The organism is Corynebacterium mustelae (assembly GCF_001020985.1).
Classification (GTDB): Bacteria; Actinomycetota; Actinomycetes; order Mycobacteriales; family Mycobacteriaceae; genus Corynebacterium; species Corynebacterium mustelae.
Map to the genome: position 1 here is coordinate 892,513 of NZ_CP011542.1, position 18,484 is coordinate 910,996.

General features: G+C 55.4%; 24 protein-coding genes and 1 other RNA gene. 20 read left to right on the top strand and 5 right to left on the bottom strand.

Going from position 1 to position 18,484, the window contains the following annotated elements; genetic code table 11:
* Nucleotides 1-45 precede the first annotated feature (45 nt).
* Both CMUST_RS04130 and CMUST_RS04135 read left to right on the top strand, forming a co-directional pair.
* Nucleotides 46-867: a hypothetical protein gene (locus tag CMUST_RS04130; protein WP_047261451.1), complete on the top strand. Its 822-nt coding sequence runs from the start codon at nt 46-48 to the stop codon at nt 865-867.
* A gap of 70 nt (nt 868-937) precedes the next feature.
* On the top strand, nt 938-1,564 hold the full coding sequence (locus CMUST_RS04135) for a hypothetical protein (protein WP_047261452.1): 627 nt from the start codon (nt 938-940) through the stop codon (nt 1,562-1,564).
* 127 nt (nt 1,565-1,691) lie between these two features.
* Here CMUST_RS04135 and hisN read toward each other — a convergent pair whose 3' ends face one another.
* On the bottom strand, nt 1,692-2,498 hold the full coding sequence (hisN, locus tag CMUST_RS04140; RefSeq protein WP_047261453.1) for a histidinol-phosphatase: 807 nt from the start codon (nt 2,496-2,498) through the stop codon (nt 1,692-1,694).
* Complete coding sequence (locus CMUST_RS04145) at nt 2,498-3,328, bottom strand: inositol monophosphatase family protein (protein ID WP_236690155.1); 831 nt, start codon at nt 3,326-3,328, stop codon at nt 2,498-2,500. Before CMUST_RS04145 ends, hisN begins: the two co-directional genes overlap by 1 nt.
* Nucleotides 3,329-3,390: 62 nt before the next feature.
* Here CMUST_RS04145 and prfB point away from each other — a divergent pair, with 62 nt between their 5' ends.
* Genes prfB through smpB form a run of 5 tightly spaced genes read left to right on the top strand, consistent with a single transcriptional unit; the run spans nt 3,391 to nt 7,230 of the window.
* Nucleotides 3,391-4,494 (top strand): peptide chain release factor 2, encoded by a 1,104-nt coding sequence (prfB, locus tag CMUST_RS04150; RefSeq protein WP_047261455.1) that lies wholly within the window; start codon nt 3,391-3,393, stop codon nt 4,492-4,494.
* A gap of 38 nt (nt 4,495-4,532) precedes the next feature.
* Nucleotides 4,533-5,222 (top strand): cell division ATP-binding protein FtsE, encoded by a 690-nt coding sequence (gene ftsE / locus CMUST_RS04155; protein WP_047261456.1) that lies wholly within the window; start codon nt 4,533-4,535, stop codon nt 5,220-5,222.
* Nucleotides 5,223-5,244: 22 nt separating this feature from the next.
* Complete coding sequence (gene ftsX / locus CMUST_RS04160) at nt 5,245-6,147, top strand: permease-like cell division protein FtsX (RefSeq protein ID WP_047261457.1); 903 nt, start codon at nt 5,245-5,247, stop codon at nt 6,145-6,147.
* Nucleotides 6,129-6,728, top strand: a complete 600-nt coding sequence (locus tag CMUST_RS04165; RefSeq protein ID WP_047261458.1) for a hypothetical protein — start codon at nt 6,129-6,131, stop codon at nt 6,726-6,728. Before ftsX ends, CMUST_RS04165 begins: the two co-directional genes overlap by 19 nt.
* A gap of 13 nt (nt 6,729-6,741) precedes the next feature.
* Nucleotides 6,742-7,230: an SsrA-binding protein SmpB gene (gene smpB, locus CMUST_RS04170; protein WP_047261459.1), complete on the top strand. Its 489-nt coding sequence runs from the start codon at nt 6,742-6,744 to the stop codon at nt 7,228-7,230.
* On the opposite strand, the gene CMUST_RS04175 is transcribed toward smpB, so the two are convergent.
* Entirely contained in the window at nt 7,220-8,053 is an 834-nt protein-coding gene (locus tag CMUST_RS04175) for an alpha/beta fold hydrolase (protein WP_047261460.1), read from the bottom strand. The genes smpB and CMUST_RS04175 overlap by 11 nt on opposite strands.
* An 86-nt stretch (nt 8,054-8,139) precedes the next feature.
* Between CMUST_RS04175 and ssrA the strand changes: the two genes are divergently transcribed.
* Both ssrA and CMUST_RS04180 read left to right on the top strand, forming a co-directional pair.
* Nucleotides 8,140-8,532, top strand: a transfer-messenger RNA (tmRNA) gene (ssrA, locus tag CMUST_RS16280).
* Between the two features lie 143 nt (nt 8,533-8,675).
* Nucleotides 8,676-9,914 (top strand): tyrosine-type recombinase/integrase, encoded by a 1,239-nt coding sequence (locus tag CMUST_RS04180; protein WP_144414121.1) that lies wholly within the window; start codon nt 8,676-8,678, stop codon nt 9,912-9,914.
* Nucleotides 9,915-10,202: 288 nt separating this feature from the next.
* On the opposite strand, the gene CMUST_RS04190 is transcribed toward CMUST_RS04180, so the two are convergent.
* The gene (locus tag CMUST_RS04190) at nt 10,203-10,628 is read right to left on the bottom strand and encodes an ImmA/IrrE family metallo-endopeptidase (RefSeq protein WP_047261462.1); all 426 of its coding nucleotides are present in this window, start codon (nt 10,626-10,628) and stop codon (nt 10,203-10,205) included.
* Nucleotides 10,606-11,088 (bottom strand): hypothetical protein, encoded by a 483-nt coding sequence (locus CMUST_RS15795; protein ID WP_052844521.1) that lies wholly within the window; start codon nt 11,086-11,088, stop codon nt 10,606-10,608. Before CMUST_RS15795 ends, CMUST_RS04190 begins: the two co-directional genes overlap by 23 nt.
* Before the next feature lie 199 nt (nt 11,089-11,287).
* On the opposite strand from CMUST_RS15795, the gene CMUST_RS04200 reads away from it, so the two are divergent.
* From CMUST_RS04200 to CMUST_RS04250, 11 genes are all read left to right on the top strand, one after another.
* Nucleotides 11,288-11,533 carry a hypothetical protein gene (locus tag CMUST_RS04200; RefSeq protein WP_047261463.1) on the top strand — a complete coding sequence of 82 codons (246 nt, stop codon included), beginning with the start codon at nt 11,288-11,290 and terminating at the stop codon, nt 11,531-11,533.
* A gap of 52 nt (nt 11,534-11,585) precedes the next feature.
* Complete coding sequence (locus tag CMUST_RS04205) at nt 11,586-11,768, top strand: helix-turn-helix domain-containing protein (protein ID WP_047261464.1); 183 nt, start codon at nt 11,586-11,588, stop codon at nt 11,766-11,768.
* Nucleotides 11,769-11,781: 13 nt separating this feature from the next.
* On the top strand, nt 11,782-12,006 hold the full coding sequence (locus CMUST_RS04210) for a hypothetical protein (RefSeq protein ID WP_047261465.1): 225 nt from the start codon (nt 11,782-11,784) through the stop codon (nt 12,004-12,006).
* A 572-nt stretch (nt 12,007-12,578) separates the two neighbouring features.
* On the top strand, nt 12,579-13,070 hold the full coding sequence (locus CMUST_RS04215; protein ID WP_047261466.1) for a hypothetical protein: 492 nt from the start codon (nt 12,579-12,581) through the stop codon (nt 13,068-13,070).
* 53 nt (nt 13,071-13,123) lie between these two features.
* Nucleotides 13,124-13,450, top strand: coding sequence for a hypothetical protein (locus tag CMUST_RS04220; protein ID WP_047261467.1), 327 nt, complete (start codon nt 13,124-13,126; stop codon nt 13,448-13,450).
* The gene (locus tag CMUST_RS04225; RefSeq protein ID WP_047261468.1) at nt 13,447-13,734 is read left to right on the top strand and encodes a hypothetical protein; all 288 of its coding nucleotides are present in this window, start codon (nt 13,447-13,449) and stop codon (nt 13,732-13,734) included. Before CMUST_RS04220 ends, CMUST_RS04225 begins: the two co-directional genes overlap by 4 nt.
* Nucleotides 13,735-13,754: 20 nt before the next feature.
* Nucleotides 13,755-14,135, top strand: coding sequence for a hypothetical protein (locus tag CMUST_RS04230; protein ID WP_047261469.1), 381 nt, complete (start codon nt 13,755-13,757; stop codon nt 14,133-14,135).
* Nucleotides 14,136-14,137: 2 nt separating this feature from the next.
* Nucleotides 14,138-14,629, top strand: coding sequence for a hypothetical protein (locus CMUST_RS04235; RefSeq protein ID WP_047261470.1), 492 nt, complete (start codon nt 14,138-14,140; stop codon nt 14,627-14,629).
* On the top strand, nt 14,626-15,786 hold the full coding sequence (locus CMUST_RS04240) for a DUF2800 domain-containing protein (RefSeq protein WP_047261471.1): 1,161 nt from the start codon (nt 14,626-14,628) through the stop codon (nt 15,784-15,786). Before CMUST_RS04235 ends, CMUST_RS04240 begins: the two co-directional genes overlap by 4 nt.
* A gap of 12 nt (nt 15,787-15,798) precedes the next feature.
* Nucleotides 15,799-16,392, top strand: coding sequence for a DUF2815 family protein (locus CMUST_RS04245; protein ID WP_047261472.1), 594 nt, complete (start codon nt 15,799-15,801; stop codon nt 16,390-16,392).
* Between the two features lie 82 nt (nt 16,393-16,474).
* Nucleotides 16,475-18,472: a DNA polymerase gene (locus CMUST_RS04250; protein WP_047261473.1), complete on the top strand. Its 1,998-nt coding sequence runs from the start codon at nt 16,475-16,477 to the stop codon at nt 18,470-18,472.
* Nucleotides 18,473-18,484: the final 12 nt, after the last annotated feature.

Genomic DNA, 18,484 nt, shown 5'->3' on the forward strand with positions numbered 1-18,484 from the left:
TCCACTACTACTAAGGAACCTGGGCGAAGTCCCAGGTTTTTTATTGTGAAAGTTATCATGGTTTCGCTTTACGACGCCCACCTGACCGCGTTAGTTAGCGCCTGCGGTGCTGAATCGGTATACAACCAGACAATTATGGTCCCGATCTTCGGCGAATGCTACATTGATGACCTACTTGATCTTCGCGCCTACCAGGCACTCGCTGACGGTCACCGGTGGTTGCGCACCGGTGACCTTAAGAACTTCCGAAAGCTTATTCGCAGCCAGTATTTCGGCGTGCTGCGTGATTGTGCCCGTGCGATTCTTCACAGCAGCAGCCTGCATCTTTCCGCAAGCACGGCTAGTTTATTCACCGCGCTGGCGATCGGGGAGCACGATGACATCGTGTGGAATGCCCGACACATCGTGGCGTGCTGGAATGATGACGCTTCGATGATCGCTGACTATGGTGGTGCGGCCACGTCCACTACCATGCCACTCGCGTTGTCTCTGGCACTGTCCGTGATCGATGACCCGGAGACCCGAAATCGAAGTGTCGAATTGATAGACGCGGTGGAAATCTCCCCGCCGTATCTAGGTGCCATGCGCCGATGGGATGACGAGAATATCGATGACATTGTGGCTGGCATCGTCGATTTCCGCAGCACCCTTACCAACACACCAGGCTTTCATTACGAAGCAATTGACGGCGCGATCTATTGGGAACTAATCGCGATTGCTGCTTTACGAAAACGCGCAGGTTTAGCTCCTATCGCTATGGATGTCCCCAATCTGCGGCATTACCAGTCGGCCCTGGATACTATTGGCTGGCAGTCGGCGATAACCCCAACCCAACGCCAGCTAAGGGATGCGATTTTTGATTCCTAAACCGATCTGTCACATTCCTTTACTGTTATATGATTTTTTCGAATATCACGGTTAGTGAAGGAGCATTGTTGTGGATAGCCAGTTGCTGGAGCGTTTTGTCGGGTGGGTTAGGCTAGGTCAGGATAATCCGCAGGTAAGTCTGGTAGACGGTCGAGAGCTCAGTGGGATGACGCCATTGTTTTCTCAGCTCACTGGGGATATCGCTGAGTTTTACAGCCGAGTTTTGTTTGACAAAAGCCTGTTCTCAAGTACATCCCTGTTTCTTAGCTTTGAACCTTTCGAGTCACTGCGTGAACTTGCAGTTGGTTGGGTGCTTTTTAAAAACCGAGAAACTGGACAGTATGAGCTTGACCCGGCGTGGGACTTCGGGGAGTGTCTCTTTTTTGCTAGGGAAGTTGGAGATGGTGTTGTCTTTGTGCAGTTAGATACGGGGATCGTCTATGGAATGATTCCTGGTGGCTGGGAAAAGGACAAACTTGCCCCGAGTTTTGAGCTGTTCCTCCGGGCTTTTTTGGACATAGCGGATGCAGAAAACGAAGTCCCAGCATATCTGAACGACGACACTATTTACCTAAACCCGGCATTCGTGCAGCGAGCAGAAGAAATCGGAATCCAGATTCTTGGGGAGGAATACTGGCCGGAATTTCGTGAGTTTTTTGGCATCGTGGTCGACAGCGATGACGACGATGACTACTAATTGGGTGCCCGGCGCGGTGGTAAACGTATAAGAAAATATGCATGACGACATGTAGCGGATTCGGCTCTCTATATTCCCATGTGGTCACATTCGCTACTTGCTACATGTCGTCCTCTGTTTGATTGGATCAATCGTGTCTGGTGCCGCTGGAAGAGCGATCTTCACCGAGATAGGCTAATGCGGCTGTATGGAGTAGCCCATTGGTAGCTACGGCGTCGCCGCCGTGCGGGCCATCAATGCCGCTCAGGGAGGTAAACCGGCCGCCTGCTTCTTCCACCAGAATCGCCAGGGGGGCGAGGTCCCAGAGCGAGACCTCCGGTTCGGCGGCGATATCCACTGCGCCTTCGGCTACCAGGCAGTAGGAGAAGAAATCACCGAAGCCTCGTAGTCGCCACGTGACGTCGGAGAGTGCAAAAAACTGGTCGCGTAGGTTGCGGTCGCGCCACCCGTCCAGGGAGGAAAACGATACGGAGGCGTCGCTTAAATCCTTAACCTGGGACACCTTGAGCCTTTTAACGGTGTTATTGAAGCTGCGGTGTGCCCCGAGGTCTTTTGCCGCCCACCAGCGTCGACCCAATGCGGGGGCGGAGATGACGCCGACAACCGGGACGCCGTCGACAAGCAGGGCGATCAGAGTTGCCCACACCGGAACCCCACGCACATAGTTTTTGGTGCCGTCGATAGGGTCGATGATCCATTGGCGGCCGGTGACCGTGGCGTCGCCGCCGAATTCTTCGCCCAGGATGTCGTCGTCGGGACGGTGGGCTTCAATAAGGGCGCGGAGGGTACGTTCGCATTCGATGTCGGCGTCGGAGACCGGAGTCATGTCCGGTTTAGAGTCGATGACCAAATCGCTTGCTTCAAAACGGGAAAGCGTCAGCGCGTCGGCGGCGTCGGCGAGTGTTAACGCGAAATCCAGATCAGCCTGAAACATTAATTTCCTTCCAATAGTGCGGCGACCTCGGCAACGGCCTGGGCGTTGCCAGCGATCGACCATTCTACGCCACCTGCGGTGTGTTTAATGCCGACTCCGCCTGCGCCTTCGATCAAGGCATTGCCTGGAAGCCAATCCCAATCCGCGACGCTGTGCTGCATCCATACCCCGAGGCTGCCGTCGGCGACTGATGCCAGGTCGATGGAACCAGCACCTAACATGCGGATGGTGGCGGCTTCGGCGGCAACGCGAAGCCACACGTCATGAACATCTGGTTGTGTCATGAACGTGGGGTGAATATAGGTGGCCAGGCACAGCTGTGACAGAGGAGTATTGGTAAGTGGTGTTACTGCCTTACCGTCGCGGGTGGTGGGGATATCTGCACCACCGAACCACGTATATCCCATCGCCGGGCGGTGCACCGCGCCGAATGCCACGCCGTCGGGGGAACTAAGCGCAAGAGCGGAGCAGAAATAATCGGAACCGGACGCGAAATTATAAGTGCCGTCGACTGGGTCGATGTGCCAAACGTTTCCGCTTGTCGACGCCTTAGCGGTGCCCTCCTCACCGATGATGCCGTCTTCTGGGCGGAGTGCTTCGAGCGCACTGGCGATGAACTGTTCTGCCGCGTGGTCGGCTTCAGTGACCACGTCGGAGACAGAGGTTTTTTCTTTTGCGCTAATGCCTGCTTCCCGCAGCCGCCAGGCGAGCCGACCTGCGTTATAGACGAGTGCTTGGGCGAGGTGTTCATCGCTGTCGGTTTCGTGGGCAATGACAAAGGTTTTGACTATTGCCGGAATCATGTCTGATAGCTGCTGGGAGTTCTCCATGTTCTTATTGTGCATGCTGTGGCTTAGTCCAACTAAATGGGGGTGGGTTAGACTAGTGTGTTATGCGACCAGAGATTTCCGCTGAACTTACTGCTCTTGATACGACGTTAACCACAATTGAAAAGGTATTAAACCCCGAGGAAATGGAAACCCGGGTGCGGGAGTTGGAGGCCCAGGCTTCCGACCCATCATTGTGGGATGATCCGGATCATGCGCAGCGGGTCACGAGCGAGCTTTCTCAGGTGCAGGGGCAGTTGAAGAAATTGTTGGGGATGCGCAGCCGCTTAGATGACATACCGGTGATGTGTGAATTGGCGGAGGAAGAGGGGGAGGGTGATCAACTCGTCGAGGCCGAGCTTGAGCAATTGCGGGAGGAGATTTCTTCCCTTGAGGTCAAAACCATGCTTTCTGGTGAATATGATGCCCGGGAAGCGGTGGTCAATATTCGTTCCGGTTCCGGCGGTGTGGATGCGGCCGACTGGGCGGAAATGCTGTTTCGTATGTATGTCCGTTGGGCGGAAAAGCGTGGCCATAAGGTAGATATTCACGATGTTTCTTATGCCGAAGAGGCAGGGATTAAATCGGCAACGTTTACCGTCCATGGCGATTATATGTATGGCACGTTGTCGGTGGAGCAGGGGCCGCACCGGTTGGTGCGGATTTCGCCGTTTGATAATCAAGGCCGCAGGCACACGTCCTTTGCCGAGGTTGAGGTGTTGCCGGTAGTGGAGATTACCGACCATATTGATATTCCCGATTCGGAGATTCGGGTGGATGTGTATCGGTCTTCCGGTCCAGGTGGACAGTCGGTGAATACGACCGATTCGGCAGTGCGGTTGACGCATATCCCTACCGGTATTGTGGCTACCTGCCAGAATGAAAAATCCCAGATCCAGAATAAAGCGTCGGCTATGCGGGTGTTGCAAGCGAAGCTATTAGAACGGAAGCGTCAGGAAGAGCAGGCTGAGCTTGATGCGCTTGGTGCTGGTGGGAATGCGTCGTGGGGTAATCAGATGCGGTCCTATGTGTTGCACCCGTATCAGATGGTCAAAGATCACCGGAACCAGTTTGAGACAAATGATCCCACCAAGGTGCTTGACGGGGATTTGGATAAGTTTTTAGAAGCGGGAATCCGGTGGCGCATGACGCAACAACAGTCACAATGATCTACAAATTTCACAATTGTTTCGCTACAGTAGTGTAGGTGATTAGGTTTGAGAATGTCACCAAGCAATACAAAGCATCAACCCGGCCAGCGTTGGATAACATTTCGCTGAGCATAGACAAGGGTGATTTCGTCTTTCTTATCGGCCCCTCCGGGTCCGGAAAGTCCACCTTCTTAGAGTTGATGATCCGCGAAACAAACGTCACCAGCGGTGACATTTATTTGGACGAATTCCACGTCAATAAGCTGCGGGGAAGCCAAATCAATAAACTACGCCAAAAAATCGGCTATGTTTTCCAGGACTTCCGCCTGCTGCAACAAAAAACCGTGTACGACAACGTGGCGTTCGCATTAGAGGTTATCGGCACCAAGAAGGACAAAATCGCCAAAATGGTGCCGGATACTTTGGAGTTGGTCGGTCTTTCTGGCAAAGCCAACCGATTGCCGCAAGAACTCTCCGGCGGTGAACAACAGCGGGTGGCGATCGCCCGGGCGTTTGTGAACCGGCCGCTGGTTTTGCTTGCTGACGAGCCCACCGGCAACCTCGACCCCGACACCTCCGACGGGATCATGGTATTGCTTAATCAAATCAATCGAACTGGAACAACCGTTGTCATGAGTACCCACAACGCCCGCGCCGTCAATGACATGCGCCGCCGGGTTATCGAACTAAACCTGGGCACATTAGTACGTGACGATGCCCACGGCGTTTACGGCGAAGCGCAATAACTAGGGGAGTGAATTAACGGAAATGGGACTTGCATTTGTATTCCGCGAAGCGTTTCGCGGCCTAGCCCGAAATATCACCATGACCATAGCATTGGTCATTACCACCGCGATTTCCCTGGCACTGCTCGCCACCGGGTTCCTCGTGACCAACATGACCGACCGCACCAAGGACATTTACTTAGAGCGGGTTGAGGTGATGGTGCAGTTTGATGAGGAAATCTCGGCAACCGACAAAGACTGCTCCTCCGCAACCTGTAAAGAAGCACGAAGCATCTTGGAAAAATCAGATGGGGTGAAATCAGTTACCTTCCGCTCCAGGGAACAGTCTTACCAGCGGTACGTGGAATTATTCCAAGACTCAGACCCACTACTGGTCGCCGAAACCTCCGAGGATGCACTTCCTGCCGCCCTCCATGTGCGGTTAATTGACCCGCTCGACACCACACCACTGGACCCAGTGCGCACGATTCAGCACGTGGATCAAGTGATCGACCAGGTCGATGATTTGAAAGGCGCTACCGATAATCTCGATGCAATTCGGAATTCCACCTTCCTATTTGCTGGCATTCAAGCCATTGCCGCGATTTTCTTGATCGTCAACATGGTGCAAATCGCGGCTTTTAATCGTCGTCAAGAAACCGAAATCATGCGCATGGTCGGCGCCTCCCGGTGGTACACCCAAGCGCCATTCGTCTTAGAAGCAGTATTCGCAGTGCTTCTAGGTGCGATCCTTTCCGGTCTCGCCCTTTTCGCAGGCAAAGCATGGGTGGTGGATAAAACACTCGCCGGACTCTACGACAGCCAATTAATCGCCCGAATAACCACGGCCGACATTTGGACAGTGATCCCCATCGTCGCCCTGGTCGGCATCATCTTCGCGGCACTAACCGCCCAAGGTACGCTCCGATGGTACGTCCGAAAATAACCTGGACATTGGGACTTTCGGTCATGGCAGATGCAGTAGCCATGGCCGTCTCATTTCAGCCGGGGGCTATGGGATCGGCGCTACAGATCGGTGAATTTCGCAGCATCGAACGTGCCGTCACTGCTTCTGGCACCGTCGGCCCCGGCTATCCACCCACCGCAGTTCGCATCGTCCACTCCGCTGCAACCCCCGCCGACGCGCTTGGCGAACTCTACGCCACCGCAGTTCGTACCGGGCTGAGTGCCGATACCATCACACTCATCTCCGATATTCAGTTATTACACGACATCTATCAAACCCGGATTTTGCTTGTCGACGACGCCACCATCATCCACGGTGCTTACCCGCCCGCGCCGTTAGACCTAGCCACCATTCAGGATTGGTACAGCATCGAACCGTATAACGCAACCATCGTAATACTCTCGGCAACCAACAACCACGACTACCTGGATTCATTGCTGATTGCGCTGAAAGACTACGGACCTGCGATCGTCGATAAGCGAACACTGGCTGCGCTCGCCGCTGACCAAGAGGTAACGTCCGCCCCAACCAGCTGGTATCAACGACTATTTCGCCATTAGAATAAGACGAATTATGGCGAAAAAGAAAAAGAAAAACCCCTCACCAATCATCGCAACCAACCGGAAAGCAAAACACGATTACCACATCCTAGAAACCTACGAATGTGGCGTTGTATTAGTAGGCACCGAAGTCAAATCCCTGCGGGAAGGCAAATGCTCGCTTGTCGACGCCTTCGCCACCATCGACGACGGCGAAGTATGGCTACGCAACCTCCACATTCCCGAATACTCCATGGGACACTGGACCAACCACAGCCCCCGACGAGTACGCAAACTCCTGCTGCATCGACGCGAAATCGACTCACTCATGGGCAAAGTCCGCGACGGCAATAAAACCCTCGTACCACTAAGCCTCTACTTCAAAGACGGACGGCTCAAATGCGAACTGGGGCTGGCCCAAGGTAAACAATCCTACGATAAACGCCAAGACATCAAACGCCGCACCGAAGAACGCGAAATCATCCGCGACCTCGGACGACGCATCAAAGGCATCAACGGTTAATCAAAGCGATAAACTGCCCCAACCCCGGTTGCTCCACCGGAAAATGCCCACACGAATCAAGCAACACCACCGACCTCGGCTTCAACCGCATACTCAGCCACACCGGGGTCCAATGATCATTCGCCGGGTGCGCCAACTCCACGCTGCCCGGATCAAACTTATGCCGGAATTTTAGCAACGACGCCAAAAACCCCAACGGCACGTACACCCCACCACTTTTCGGATCGAAAGCACACAGCCGTTGTAACGCCGGGTCACTACTCATCCGGCTAAACCGCGCCACCCACCTCATCGGAATCCGCAGCCGCGCCACCCGCCCCACCACAAGTGGCGCTAACACCGCTCCCACAACCCCAAATACCCCGAATCTGGTAATAAACAACTGCGAGAGCAGACCGCGCGGTTCCACCAGACAGGTCGTGATCGTGCGCACCACATTCGGGCACCGTGTGGCCACATCGGCCGCCAACACGCCACCAATGCTAAACCCCACCAACACCACATCACGCGGCCAGGCGGCGATAAAGGCAGTCAATGCCGCCACCCAATCCGAATAGCGGATCGCGCCGGGATCAGGGGCAACACTGGCACCGAACAGCGGCAAATCAATAACAACCGCATCAAGCGCGCACAACTGGGCATACGGCCACAACGCCGCCGCATGCGCACCCGCCCCGTGGACAAAAATAACCGTGCGATCAGTTGCCCGCTGCCGATGCAGATAATGCAGCCTGATCCCATGCCAATCAAAGAACGTAGAATCAGAAGCACCCGGCGGGGCAAGCTCAACCGACGACTGAAAGAAATCTTCATACCCGCGCATAGATCGAAAGTATAATTGCGCAAACTGGGGCACCGGGACTAATATGAAAGAACTTGTTGGAAATGCACAAAACCCGCCAACAATACGGGGTCGATTTTGGTTTCGACTGCGTACATTACGCCAGGGGAAGCGTGCCGGTGCAGGCTAGAGACCACCGTAAGCGTCGTAGCACATTGATAAGCGCCGAGAACACTCAGCGCGACTACGCCCTCGCTGCCTAATAAAGAATAGTCAGCGACCTGCGTGTCTGTCAGACCAGGGCCGTCCCTGACCTGGATTCTGGCATCGACTAAGGGACTTTACCGATTCATCGGGTCAACGAGGTGAATTGGGACAGTTTTCGTTGACTGTGGCTCATCATCCGGGAGTGTTCGTCCAAGCCGGAGAGTCAGAGTAAAAGATCCATTGCGCGAACTGCGCACGGAGAAGCCCTGGCAAGATGACGTAGGACCCGGGTTCAATTCCCGGCGGCTCCACTGGTTGTGATTCCCCCGCCCCTTGTGGGTGGGGGTTTTATTGTTTTACCTGGTGTTTTGTTTTTACTATTAACCCGCTTATGTGGTCTGGGGTAGTCTTAGGTTGTCTTATATTTGGCACGTTTTTGGCACGAAAGATCTCCACCATGGCACAATTCGGAAGCATACGTAAACTCCCCTCTGGGCGCTGGCAAGCACGGTACAGCCACCACGGTGGTCAATACAAAGCACCCGGCACCTTCAAAACCCAACGGCTTGCCATAGCCTGGCTAGCGGAGGAAGAAAAACTCATCACATTCGGAGGGTGGACACCGCCCAGCCAACGCGAAGCTCCCACTACTGGGGCCACAGCCGCCCTAACGGTCGGTGAGTGGGTAACAGAGTACAACGAGGGGCTCCGCACCCGAATTAACCCGATTAAACCCTCAACACACGCCAACTACGTAAAGGTCACCGAGAACCGAATCACCCAGCCACAACCACCCGGCGACGCCGATCTCCGCATCACCGGCCTAGCCGCAACACCCCTAGCGGAGCTAACAAAAACCAAGGTGTATGCTTGGTGGTCCGCCATTTGCGAGACATACGACTCCCCGACAGTAAACCAACAGGCGTACAAACGCCTGAAGGCCGCATGCGCGGAGGCGGTCGAGCGCGAAATGATACCCCGCAGCCCCGTCGAAATTAAGGAAGCAGGTAGACGAGTCAAAAGCGACGAGAAGTATTTACCTACTGACGCGGAGCTGCACGCCATTTTGGGGCATATGAACCCGAGATATAAAGCTCTAACCTCGTTGGTTCTTTTCCACGGGCTGCGGTTAGGCGAAGCCCTCGCGCTGGAACAACACCACGTAAGGGTTACTGGGGAGGTGCCTTTTGCGCCTCGTGTGGTGGTGCGCGTGGAGCAGAATGCACAGCGGATCAATAAACGCGGCGAGCGGACGTACATGCTATGGCAGTCGCCTAAAACCACCGCCGGGTACCGCGACGTGCCTATCCTGCGGAGTCATACCCAGATATTTTTAGACCACCTTGCCAACTACGCCCCCACTGAAACGTGCGCCGTGCAGGTGTTTGAGAAAAACCGCGAAGCGCTGCAAGAAAAGCTGCTGCTGACAGTGACGGAGAAAGGTGCTCCGATGATGGATACCAGTTATCGTAGCGTGCTAGGCCGTGCGAAAGAACGCGCTGGGGTGTGCATGGACATAGACCCTCATTGCGGTAGGAACTGGCTGATTACTAGGTTGGCGGAGCAGGGGGCGCACTTGAAAGAGATTGGCCGACTGTTGGGACAAGAGGACATTTCGACGATCCTGGGGGTGTATATGAAGGTGCGTGCGGGGCGGGTGGATACGCTGATGGATCGCGTGGACGACTCGCTGTAGCCGAAAAAATAGGACCCTCTCCAATCGGGGAGGGTCTTTCATTTTATTGGTTTATTTGGTGCGCGGGGTTTGCGGGGTGCACACCTGCGGGCATCTGTGGCCTTTGCATACCCGGCGGGATTCTCGAAGGTTCTGGTAGTCGGTCTGCGATTTCGCACAGAACCCACAGTATCCCTGAGCTCATGAGGCCGGTCACCATGGTGGTGATTATGGATATCCCTTCTTCCGGATAGGCGAAGAAGGTTAGTATGCCGATTACTATTCCTATGGCGCTGAGGCTTCCGAACCCTATGGCGAGGTTTTTAAAGAGTTTAAGCACGCTGGTTTCCTTTCGTATATTCGTCTCCAGATGAGTACCGTTTGGCGGGCTACCCCGAGTTCGTGGGCTATCGCTCCTGGGTGCTCTCCGTATAGTTTCTCAGCTTCTGCATATGCTAGCGGATCTATGAGCAGCTCCGCAGCAAAACGGTCTGCTTGCCATTCCTGCCGGGTGTTAAAGCACCCCTCATGCCCGTGGTAGGCGTGGCCTAGTTCGTGTGCGAGTGTATGTAAATAGTCGCCCCTACCTAGGTCTTTGGCTAAGAGTATGGTACGGGCTTGTGGGAACCAGCCGCCGAGATCTAGGGGGTGCAGCACCCCTTGAGTGTCCGTGAGTACTTGGATTCCTAGGTCTTCGGCTAACTGGAGGAGTTTAGGCTCCTGATCCGTAATCATCGTCTCCTTCTTGTGGTTCTCTCATCCTCCTATCAGCAGCATAGCGGCTACCTCTTACATGAGACAGGTCGTCGATGTGGGTGACGCTCGCCGGGTTGAATTCGACCGGGCCTTCGGCGAGGTCGATCACGTTCGGGTCGGCGTCGTTTGTGAAAAGCAACCGCGCTTCGGGGTCGGAGCGTTTGAGTATTTCGTCAAGTATTTGCTGGTTGGTTGCTTTTCGCAAAGCATACTCAATACCGATGCCGTCAGTTTCGTGCTCATGGATGTAGCCGTTTTCAATCAGCCCAGTTATGGGCGACCGTCCATAGGAGCGGCATAGTGCGATAACCATTTCCGGGGATAGGGAACCTTTTTCCATCTGTCGTTGGATTGTGGTTTGTGCGTACCCGACTTTTGCTGATGCGCTCCGCATGGAGTCGGTGCCTATCAGGTTTTGTAACCATTGTTTAACATCCATGGGCCCCATCGTATAGCGTTTTGTGGTCAACGTAAAGCTGAGGGTAAAGAACCAGTTTAACGGCGTTGTTGGGGGTGACTTGTGGGGGTGTTGTCCATTTCAGGTTTTGCACACTGTGGTCATTCTTGGCAAACTGTGGTCACAGGTTGCAACACGGCAACACGGAAAACAAAACACAAAAACCGAAAGGAGAACCCCCATGCAAAAAGCACCACGCTACCGCTTCCGGCCAGGCGCACTAGACCACATCATGCGATCACGGAACCTCACCACAGACGAACAACTCGCCGCCTGCATCGGAGTAAACCCAGACGACATCACCCAACTACGCGCCGGGGCAGAAGTCACACCCCGAGTAGCCCTCAAAGTCGCCACCATCCAAGGCGACCCAACCTTCATCAGCGGATACTTCGACCTCGTCAACGACCCCCTAGTAGCTGCTTGAGACAAGCGCCCACCACAACCACCATCAATTCCTCATACCAGGGAAATAACCAATGACAACCGAAATGCCCCCATGGCTGACGGTAACCGCAGCCGCTGACTACATGGGCTGCTCCAAAGAAACCGTCCGACGCCTCATCAACGAAAGAAAACTCGTGGCCACCTACTTCACGCCACGCACACTCCGAGTAAGCCGCGAATCCATAGACAATCTCGCCGCAAAAAACACCGCATAGAAAGCAACTGACCATGACCCTCCTACTCACAATCGCACTGCTCCTCATAACAATCTTCCTCGCCGCGTGGGTGGCCGATGCCGACCGCAAAGCAGAACAAGCCCTCGACTACATCAACGAGCTAGAACTCCAACTCATCCGACAAGAAGCCCGAACCCATGGAACCCCTAACCGCCTTCATCGTTCTATGCACCCTAGTCAACGTGTTGTTACTGACCGTCATTATCCGACTGCGTAAACACGCGAAAAAGCATTTAGCGCAATTAATGCCGGAGCGCCAGCGGTAAACCCTGGTGCGGCCTGCCCCGGCCGGGAACACACATGCGTGGGGTTCGACTCCCCACCCAGGCACACAGCCCCCAAGAACCACCCCACAGTAAAACGTCTGGGCGGAACTCGGGTGGGCGCGCTTTTTGAAAACTCGATAGTGAAACGCCCCTCAAAGGAAAAATACTGGCGGGAGAGCGCACCACGTGAGTGCGCCACGACCCCGCAAGCCCACCACCGTACTGGGCAGGAACCCCGCAGTGGCACGCGGGAGGCAAAACAAGGGGGGCAGTACAAATGAAGAACCTTCACGGCCAAGGTACGGAAAACAGATTGGCCGAAAAAGGGCATGTGCATTTTCCAGTTATGCAACCCCCGGGTGCAACCCCTGGGCATGCCACGAGGCCACCCGGGTGTGACGCCCCGCCGGAACAGTCACCAGCGGGGTACAAGCGCCGCCATGAACCCCAGCTCTCGAACAGGGGGAGCGGAACCGCTGCACCCGGGCAGCCCCACCACACACCAAAAAAATAGGGAAACACCATGAACGACTACCTCATTCACCAACTAGTGTGTGACCTGCCCGAATACATTCGGGACGCCGCAAAAAGCAACGGTTACACACTAGCTGAAACCAACTCGCCCCCACGGTGGGACGAGGCACAGCAACAGCAAGACCTACTGATCACCATCGCCAGCCGGAACATCCAGGCACGCGACCAACTCATACGAAACCTAGGGCACGCACTCGACGCCGCGAACCGTGAACGTCTAAACGAACAATCCCGCGCCCAAGGACTCAAGGAAAAGGTCAATAACCAAAAAGACTCGCTTTCAAAGATTATCGAGGAGCGCAAGACGCTCCAGATCGAAATAAAGAATCTAGGGCGGAAGCTCACGGTGTGGCACCAACGCCAAGCCAAAGCACAAAAAGCCCTCTATGAGCTCCGGGGAAAACACCCCGAGGTGGATTACACCGACCTTGCCGATGCGCTTAGTCTCACCCTCGAAGAACAGGGGGAGGTGGGGGAGTGAGTACGAAACCCAACCCCCTCGACCTGCTAGCAAAAGCCAGTAGGTGCATCGCAATGGCTAGAACACTCTCGGGGTTCACCGCGAAAAACCACGAGGAACTCAACCAAGCAGAACGCTCCCTCACCCGGGTTCAGCAACGCATATTAGCTGAGAAACAACCCCCGGCTAAACACCAGCCACACCCCACACAGGTGCAGCTGATGCACACCGAACGCGCCCTTATCCTCCGCGAAAAGCAAATGGAACTGGCCGCAATCGCCGCTAAATGGGTCGCGCCACAGCGAACCATCTCGGCCATGCAGGATGCGATTGATGCACTGACCCTGGAGATCAACCGGATACACCAGCTGCAGAAAATCCCCAGTAGGGAGACAACATGACACCAATCCCGCCCTGCTACGAGGTCGTGAATCTCGACCTACCAACACGGGACGCAGACTTTCATACACGTATCCGCTTCGCGGAAACCGCCAGAGCCCATGAGGCTACCCACCTCCTCACCATCACCGGTGAGGTACGCACCTGGTTGCGCTTCGGCTGCAACCAATCTTTGCCCGTGCGGGAGCCAGGGCAAAAGCACATCGAACTGATCCCCTACACAAACATTTTCGCGCTGCTACGCCGACGTCGGAATAACACCGACACCGGCACGGCCGCAGCCTAACCCCTGAAAGGACAAACCCCATGGATCTAACCACCCGACTGCTGGAGATCGCACAGAACTACCTCACAAATGATCTCGACCCGATGACCATCGCCGAGATGCAGGAATCCGGAACCCTGCCAGACGTCGACCCGGAGGTTATCGAGGAAGCAATCAAACAACTTGACCTCGTGAAACTACACCAATCCACGCTGCTGCCAGAGGGCACGGAAACCCGAGTCGAGCCACTCGCAGACTCCATACGCGCCATTGCCGAGCATTGCTTCAGGAGCGTAGACATCGACAACCCGGTAGAAACCGCAACCCTGAAAATCAACATCCGGCTCGAATTGGAGGACAACGGAGAGTTCATAGAGTGCGATGCCCAAACCGATATCACCAAGTTTTTTAAGGAGGACTAGCCATGACACCCACCACGCAGATACAAGATTTCCTCAACGCCGCCGCCAGGGTCAAAGCTGGGCTCACGGATATGTATATAGCACTAGGCGCTATCGAGACGGTCGCCCTCGACTGGGCGGAAGCGTCCGGAAACCTGGGGGAGTACAACACCCCACCAGCCCCGGAACCTGTGGTGACACAGGCACCTGAACCCACCCAAACAACCGTGCCGGCTCAACCAGACCCGACACCCGAAAACACGCCACAGCCAGCACAAACAACCCTGCCGGCCGACGTGCCGGCCGAAGTCGAAAAACCCACGCCGGAACCCACACCCACAGCACCAGAGCTGACCTTCGAGGACGTAAGAACACGGCTCGTCGACATAGCCAAACAAGGCCACGCCGACGCGGTGAAAAACATGCTCACCAACCTAGGCGTCAGCAAACTATCCGACATCCCACCAGAACGCTACCCCGAAGTCATGGCACTAGCAGACGGGATCATCCAATGACCGAAACACACCACGCAGACCGAGACCACGCCGTACTATCCGCATCCGGATCACACCGCTGGCTCAACTGCACCCCATCGGCAACCATCGAAGCCGAACTACCCGACACCACAACAACCGCCGCAGAGGAAGGAACCGCCGCCCACGAACTAGCCGAACACAAACTAAAAAAGAAACTCAAACTCCTCAAACCCCGCACCCGGAAACCAAAATCCGAATACGACAGTGCGGAAATGGACCAACACACCGACGACTACGTCACCTACGTCCTAGAGGCCTACAAAGAAGCCAAGAAACTCAGCACAGATGCTGAAATAATCTTGGAGCACAAAGTCGACTTCTCCCATCTCGTGCCCGACGGGTTCGGGACCGCCGACTGCATCATCATCGCCGACGGAACCCTCACCCTCATCGACCTGAAATACGGGAAAGGCGTACTCGTCGACGCGTGGGAAAACCCCCAGCTGAAAATATACGCCCTAGGGGCACTCAACGACCTCGGCATGCTCTACGACGTCGAACGCGTCAAAATGGTGATTTTCCAACCGCGCCGGGAAAACATATCGGTTTTCGAGCAAACCGTGGAGCAGCTGAACACCTGGGCGCAGGAAACCCTCGTACCCCAAGCCCAACTAGCCGTAAACGGCGACGGGGAATTCAAAGCAGGCGAGTGGTGCACCTTCTGCAAAATCCGAACCACCTGCCGGGCTAGGGCGGAAAACGCCCTAAAGCTAGCAAAGCTGGAGTTCAAAGACCCTCCGGAGCTCACCGATGAGGAGATAGCCGATGCGCTGAAGATCATCCCTGATCTGAAACGCTACGCCGAAGCGCTTCTCAACTACGCGACGGAAAAGGCCATGCAGGGCCATAACTGGCCGGGCTTCAAAGTGGTCGAGGGTCGAAGCATACGAAAGTACACCGACGAGCAGGCAGTCATCAGCGCCTGCGAAGAGGCTGGGTTCACCGACATTTTCCAAAAGAAGCTTCTCACCATCACGGCGATGCAGAAGAAGCTCGGCAAGAAGCAGTTCGAGGAGCTTCTCGGTGATCTGGTGCATAAACCGGCGGGTAAGCCCGCCCTGGTGGAGGCTAGCGACCCGAGGCCGCCACTTCATATCCCTACAGCTGCGGAAGAATTCGCAGAATTTCTCAACTAGAAAGGTACATTCATGTCTGTCAAACTTGTAACCCCTGATGAGGTTCGTTTCTCCTACGCTAACGTGTGGGAACCCCGTTCGATCAACGGCTCCGAGAAGGAAAAGTATTCCTGCTCGATCCTGATCCCGAAGACGGCTACCCGCACCCTCGCCCTGATCGAGCAGAAGATCAAGGAGGCCCTGGAAGAAGGCAAGGCCAAGTTCAACGGAAAGATCCCACCAATAGGCTCGCTGAAGCTCCCCCTGCGGGACGGTGACCTGGAGCGCGAAGACGAAGTCTACGCCGGGCACTACTTCATCAACGCAAACGCTAATGCGGACTATAAGCCACAGATCCTTGGCCCCGACGGTACCCCCATCATTGACCGCAATGAGTTCTACTCCGGCTGCTACGGTCGCGTAAGCCTGCAGTTCTACACATTCAACGTTAACGGCAACCGGGGTGTGGCCGCAGGTCTGGGGAACATCATGAAAACCCGCGACGGTGAGAACCTCGGCGGCGCGGGTGTGCGCGCTGAGGATGAGTTCGCTGAATACATTCAGGCCGCGCCGAGCGTGGTGGCTACGGATGGGTTCGGTAACTCTCTCGGCGGGATGCTCTCCTAAACCGAGTCCCCGTTAACCGCATCAGCCCCAACAGGCCTATCAACTGTTGGGGCTGATGTGTTCGGAAAAAAGGGAAACCACCATGGAACTAGCTATAGACATTGAAACCTTCAGCGGAACCCCAATCACACACGGCGTGTACAAATACGCCGCCGACCCAGACTTTACCCTACTGCTGTTCGCCTACAGCATCGACAACGGCCCCGTCACCCTCATAGACGTGGCATCAGGTGAGAAAATCCCCCAAGACATCCTCGGGGCGTTAACCTCCCCGATGGTGCACAAGTGGGCATTCAACGCCCAATTCGAACGAGTATGCATATCCCGCCACCTACGAGACCACCACGGCCTGAACTTCGACCTCCCACCAAAAGGCTGGCGCTGCTCCGCCGTATGGTCCAGCGCAATGGGGCTACCAGCCAGCCTCAAAGACGTGGCCAAAGCCCTCGACCTGGACGCCCAAAAACTTGACACGGGTAAAAACCTCATCAAGATGTTCTGCGAACCCACCAACAAAAAACAACCATGGGAACAGCAAACCGAGCTCTTTGCCGTAGAAAGCGCGCAACGGCGCAAGCCCACTAACCACCCGCAAGAGTGGGAAGACTTCAAAAAATACAACATCCAAGACGTCGTCGTGGAAAACCAGCTACGGCAACACCTCACCCATCTAGGCGCCCTGCCCGACTGGGTATGGCACCAATACGAGGTAGACCAGCAGATCAACGACCTTGGTGTACGGATCGACACCACCCTAGCCGAGGCCGCTATCCACATCGACCATGTGCATAAAGAAGAATGCCTAGACGAAGCCCGGGAACTAACCGGCCTGGAGAATCCGAACAGCCCCTTGCAGGCCCTCGCCTGGTTCCGGGACAACGGTATGGCGCTCCCAGACCTGACGAAAAACAGCGTCGAACAGGCTTTACAGTACGCCACCGGCACGGTGAAACGCGTCCTGGAGCTACGGCAAGAGCTGTCCCGGTCGAGTGTGAAAAAGTACCAAGCGATGCTCAACGGCGTGTGCCCCGACGAGCGCGCCCACGGGTTGCTGCAGTTCTACGGTGCGGGGCGGACAGGCCGGTGGGCGGGAAGGCAGATCCAGGTGCAGAACCTGCCGCGTAACTATCTGGAAGACCTCGACGATGCTCGGCAAACCGCCCTCATGGGTGATGCGGATCTTATGGGCATGCTGTATGGGAGCATTCCGGATACGTTGTCTCAGTTGATTAGGACGGCGTTCATACCCGCCGATGGGATGCGCTTCATTGTTGCTGACTATTCCGCCATCGAAGCGCGGGTGTTGGCCTGGCTGGCGGGGGAGGAGCATACTTTACAGGCGTTCCAGGACGGCAAAGACTTGTACTGTGTGACCGCGTCCCGCATGTTCGGTGTGCCCGTGGAGAAACACGGGCCCAACGCCGAACTACGGCAAAAAGGAAAAGTTGCAGTTTTGGCCTGTGGCTACCAGGGTGGTGCTGGGGCGCTCGAAGCAATGGGTGCGCTGCGTATGGGGTTGAAACCAGACGAACTGCAGCCCATCGTGGAAGCTTGGCGGTCTGCTAACCCCAACATTGTGAATCTATGGTACCGGGTGGAGGATGCCGCCAAAGCGGCCATAGCTACCCCCGGGTTTCCTGTTCCCCTGCCCGGGCACGGTCTTACGCTCCAGGTTGTGGAAGACCAGCTGCTCATCACACTGCCTAGTGGTAGGAACCTCGTGTACCCACAGCCCCAGATGGGCACCAACCGGTTCGGTAAACCCTCCATCACGTGTATGGGTTTCGACATCAACCGGCGCTATACCCGCATTGAAACATATGGCGGGAAGCTGGTGGAGAACATCACTCAGGCGGTGGCTAGGGATCTACTGGCGCACGCGCTGACAGTTGTAGCCGAGGCGAATCTTCGGACGGTTATGCATGTGCATGACGAAATTGTTGTGGAGGCCCCCACGAGTATTCGAGTTGAGACCGTGTGCCGGTTGATGACATCCAAACCGGAGTGGATTAGCAAGGTACCAAGAAATCTGCCGTTGGATGCTGATGGTTATGAGTGCGATTACTACAAGAAAGACTAGAAAGACTTGCAG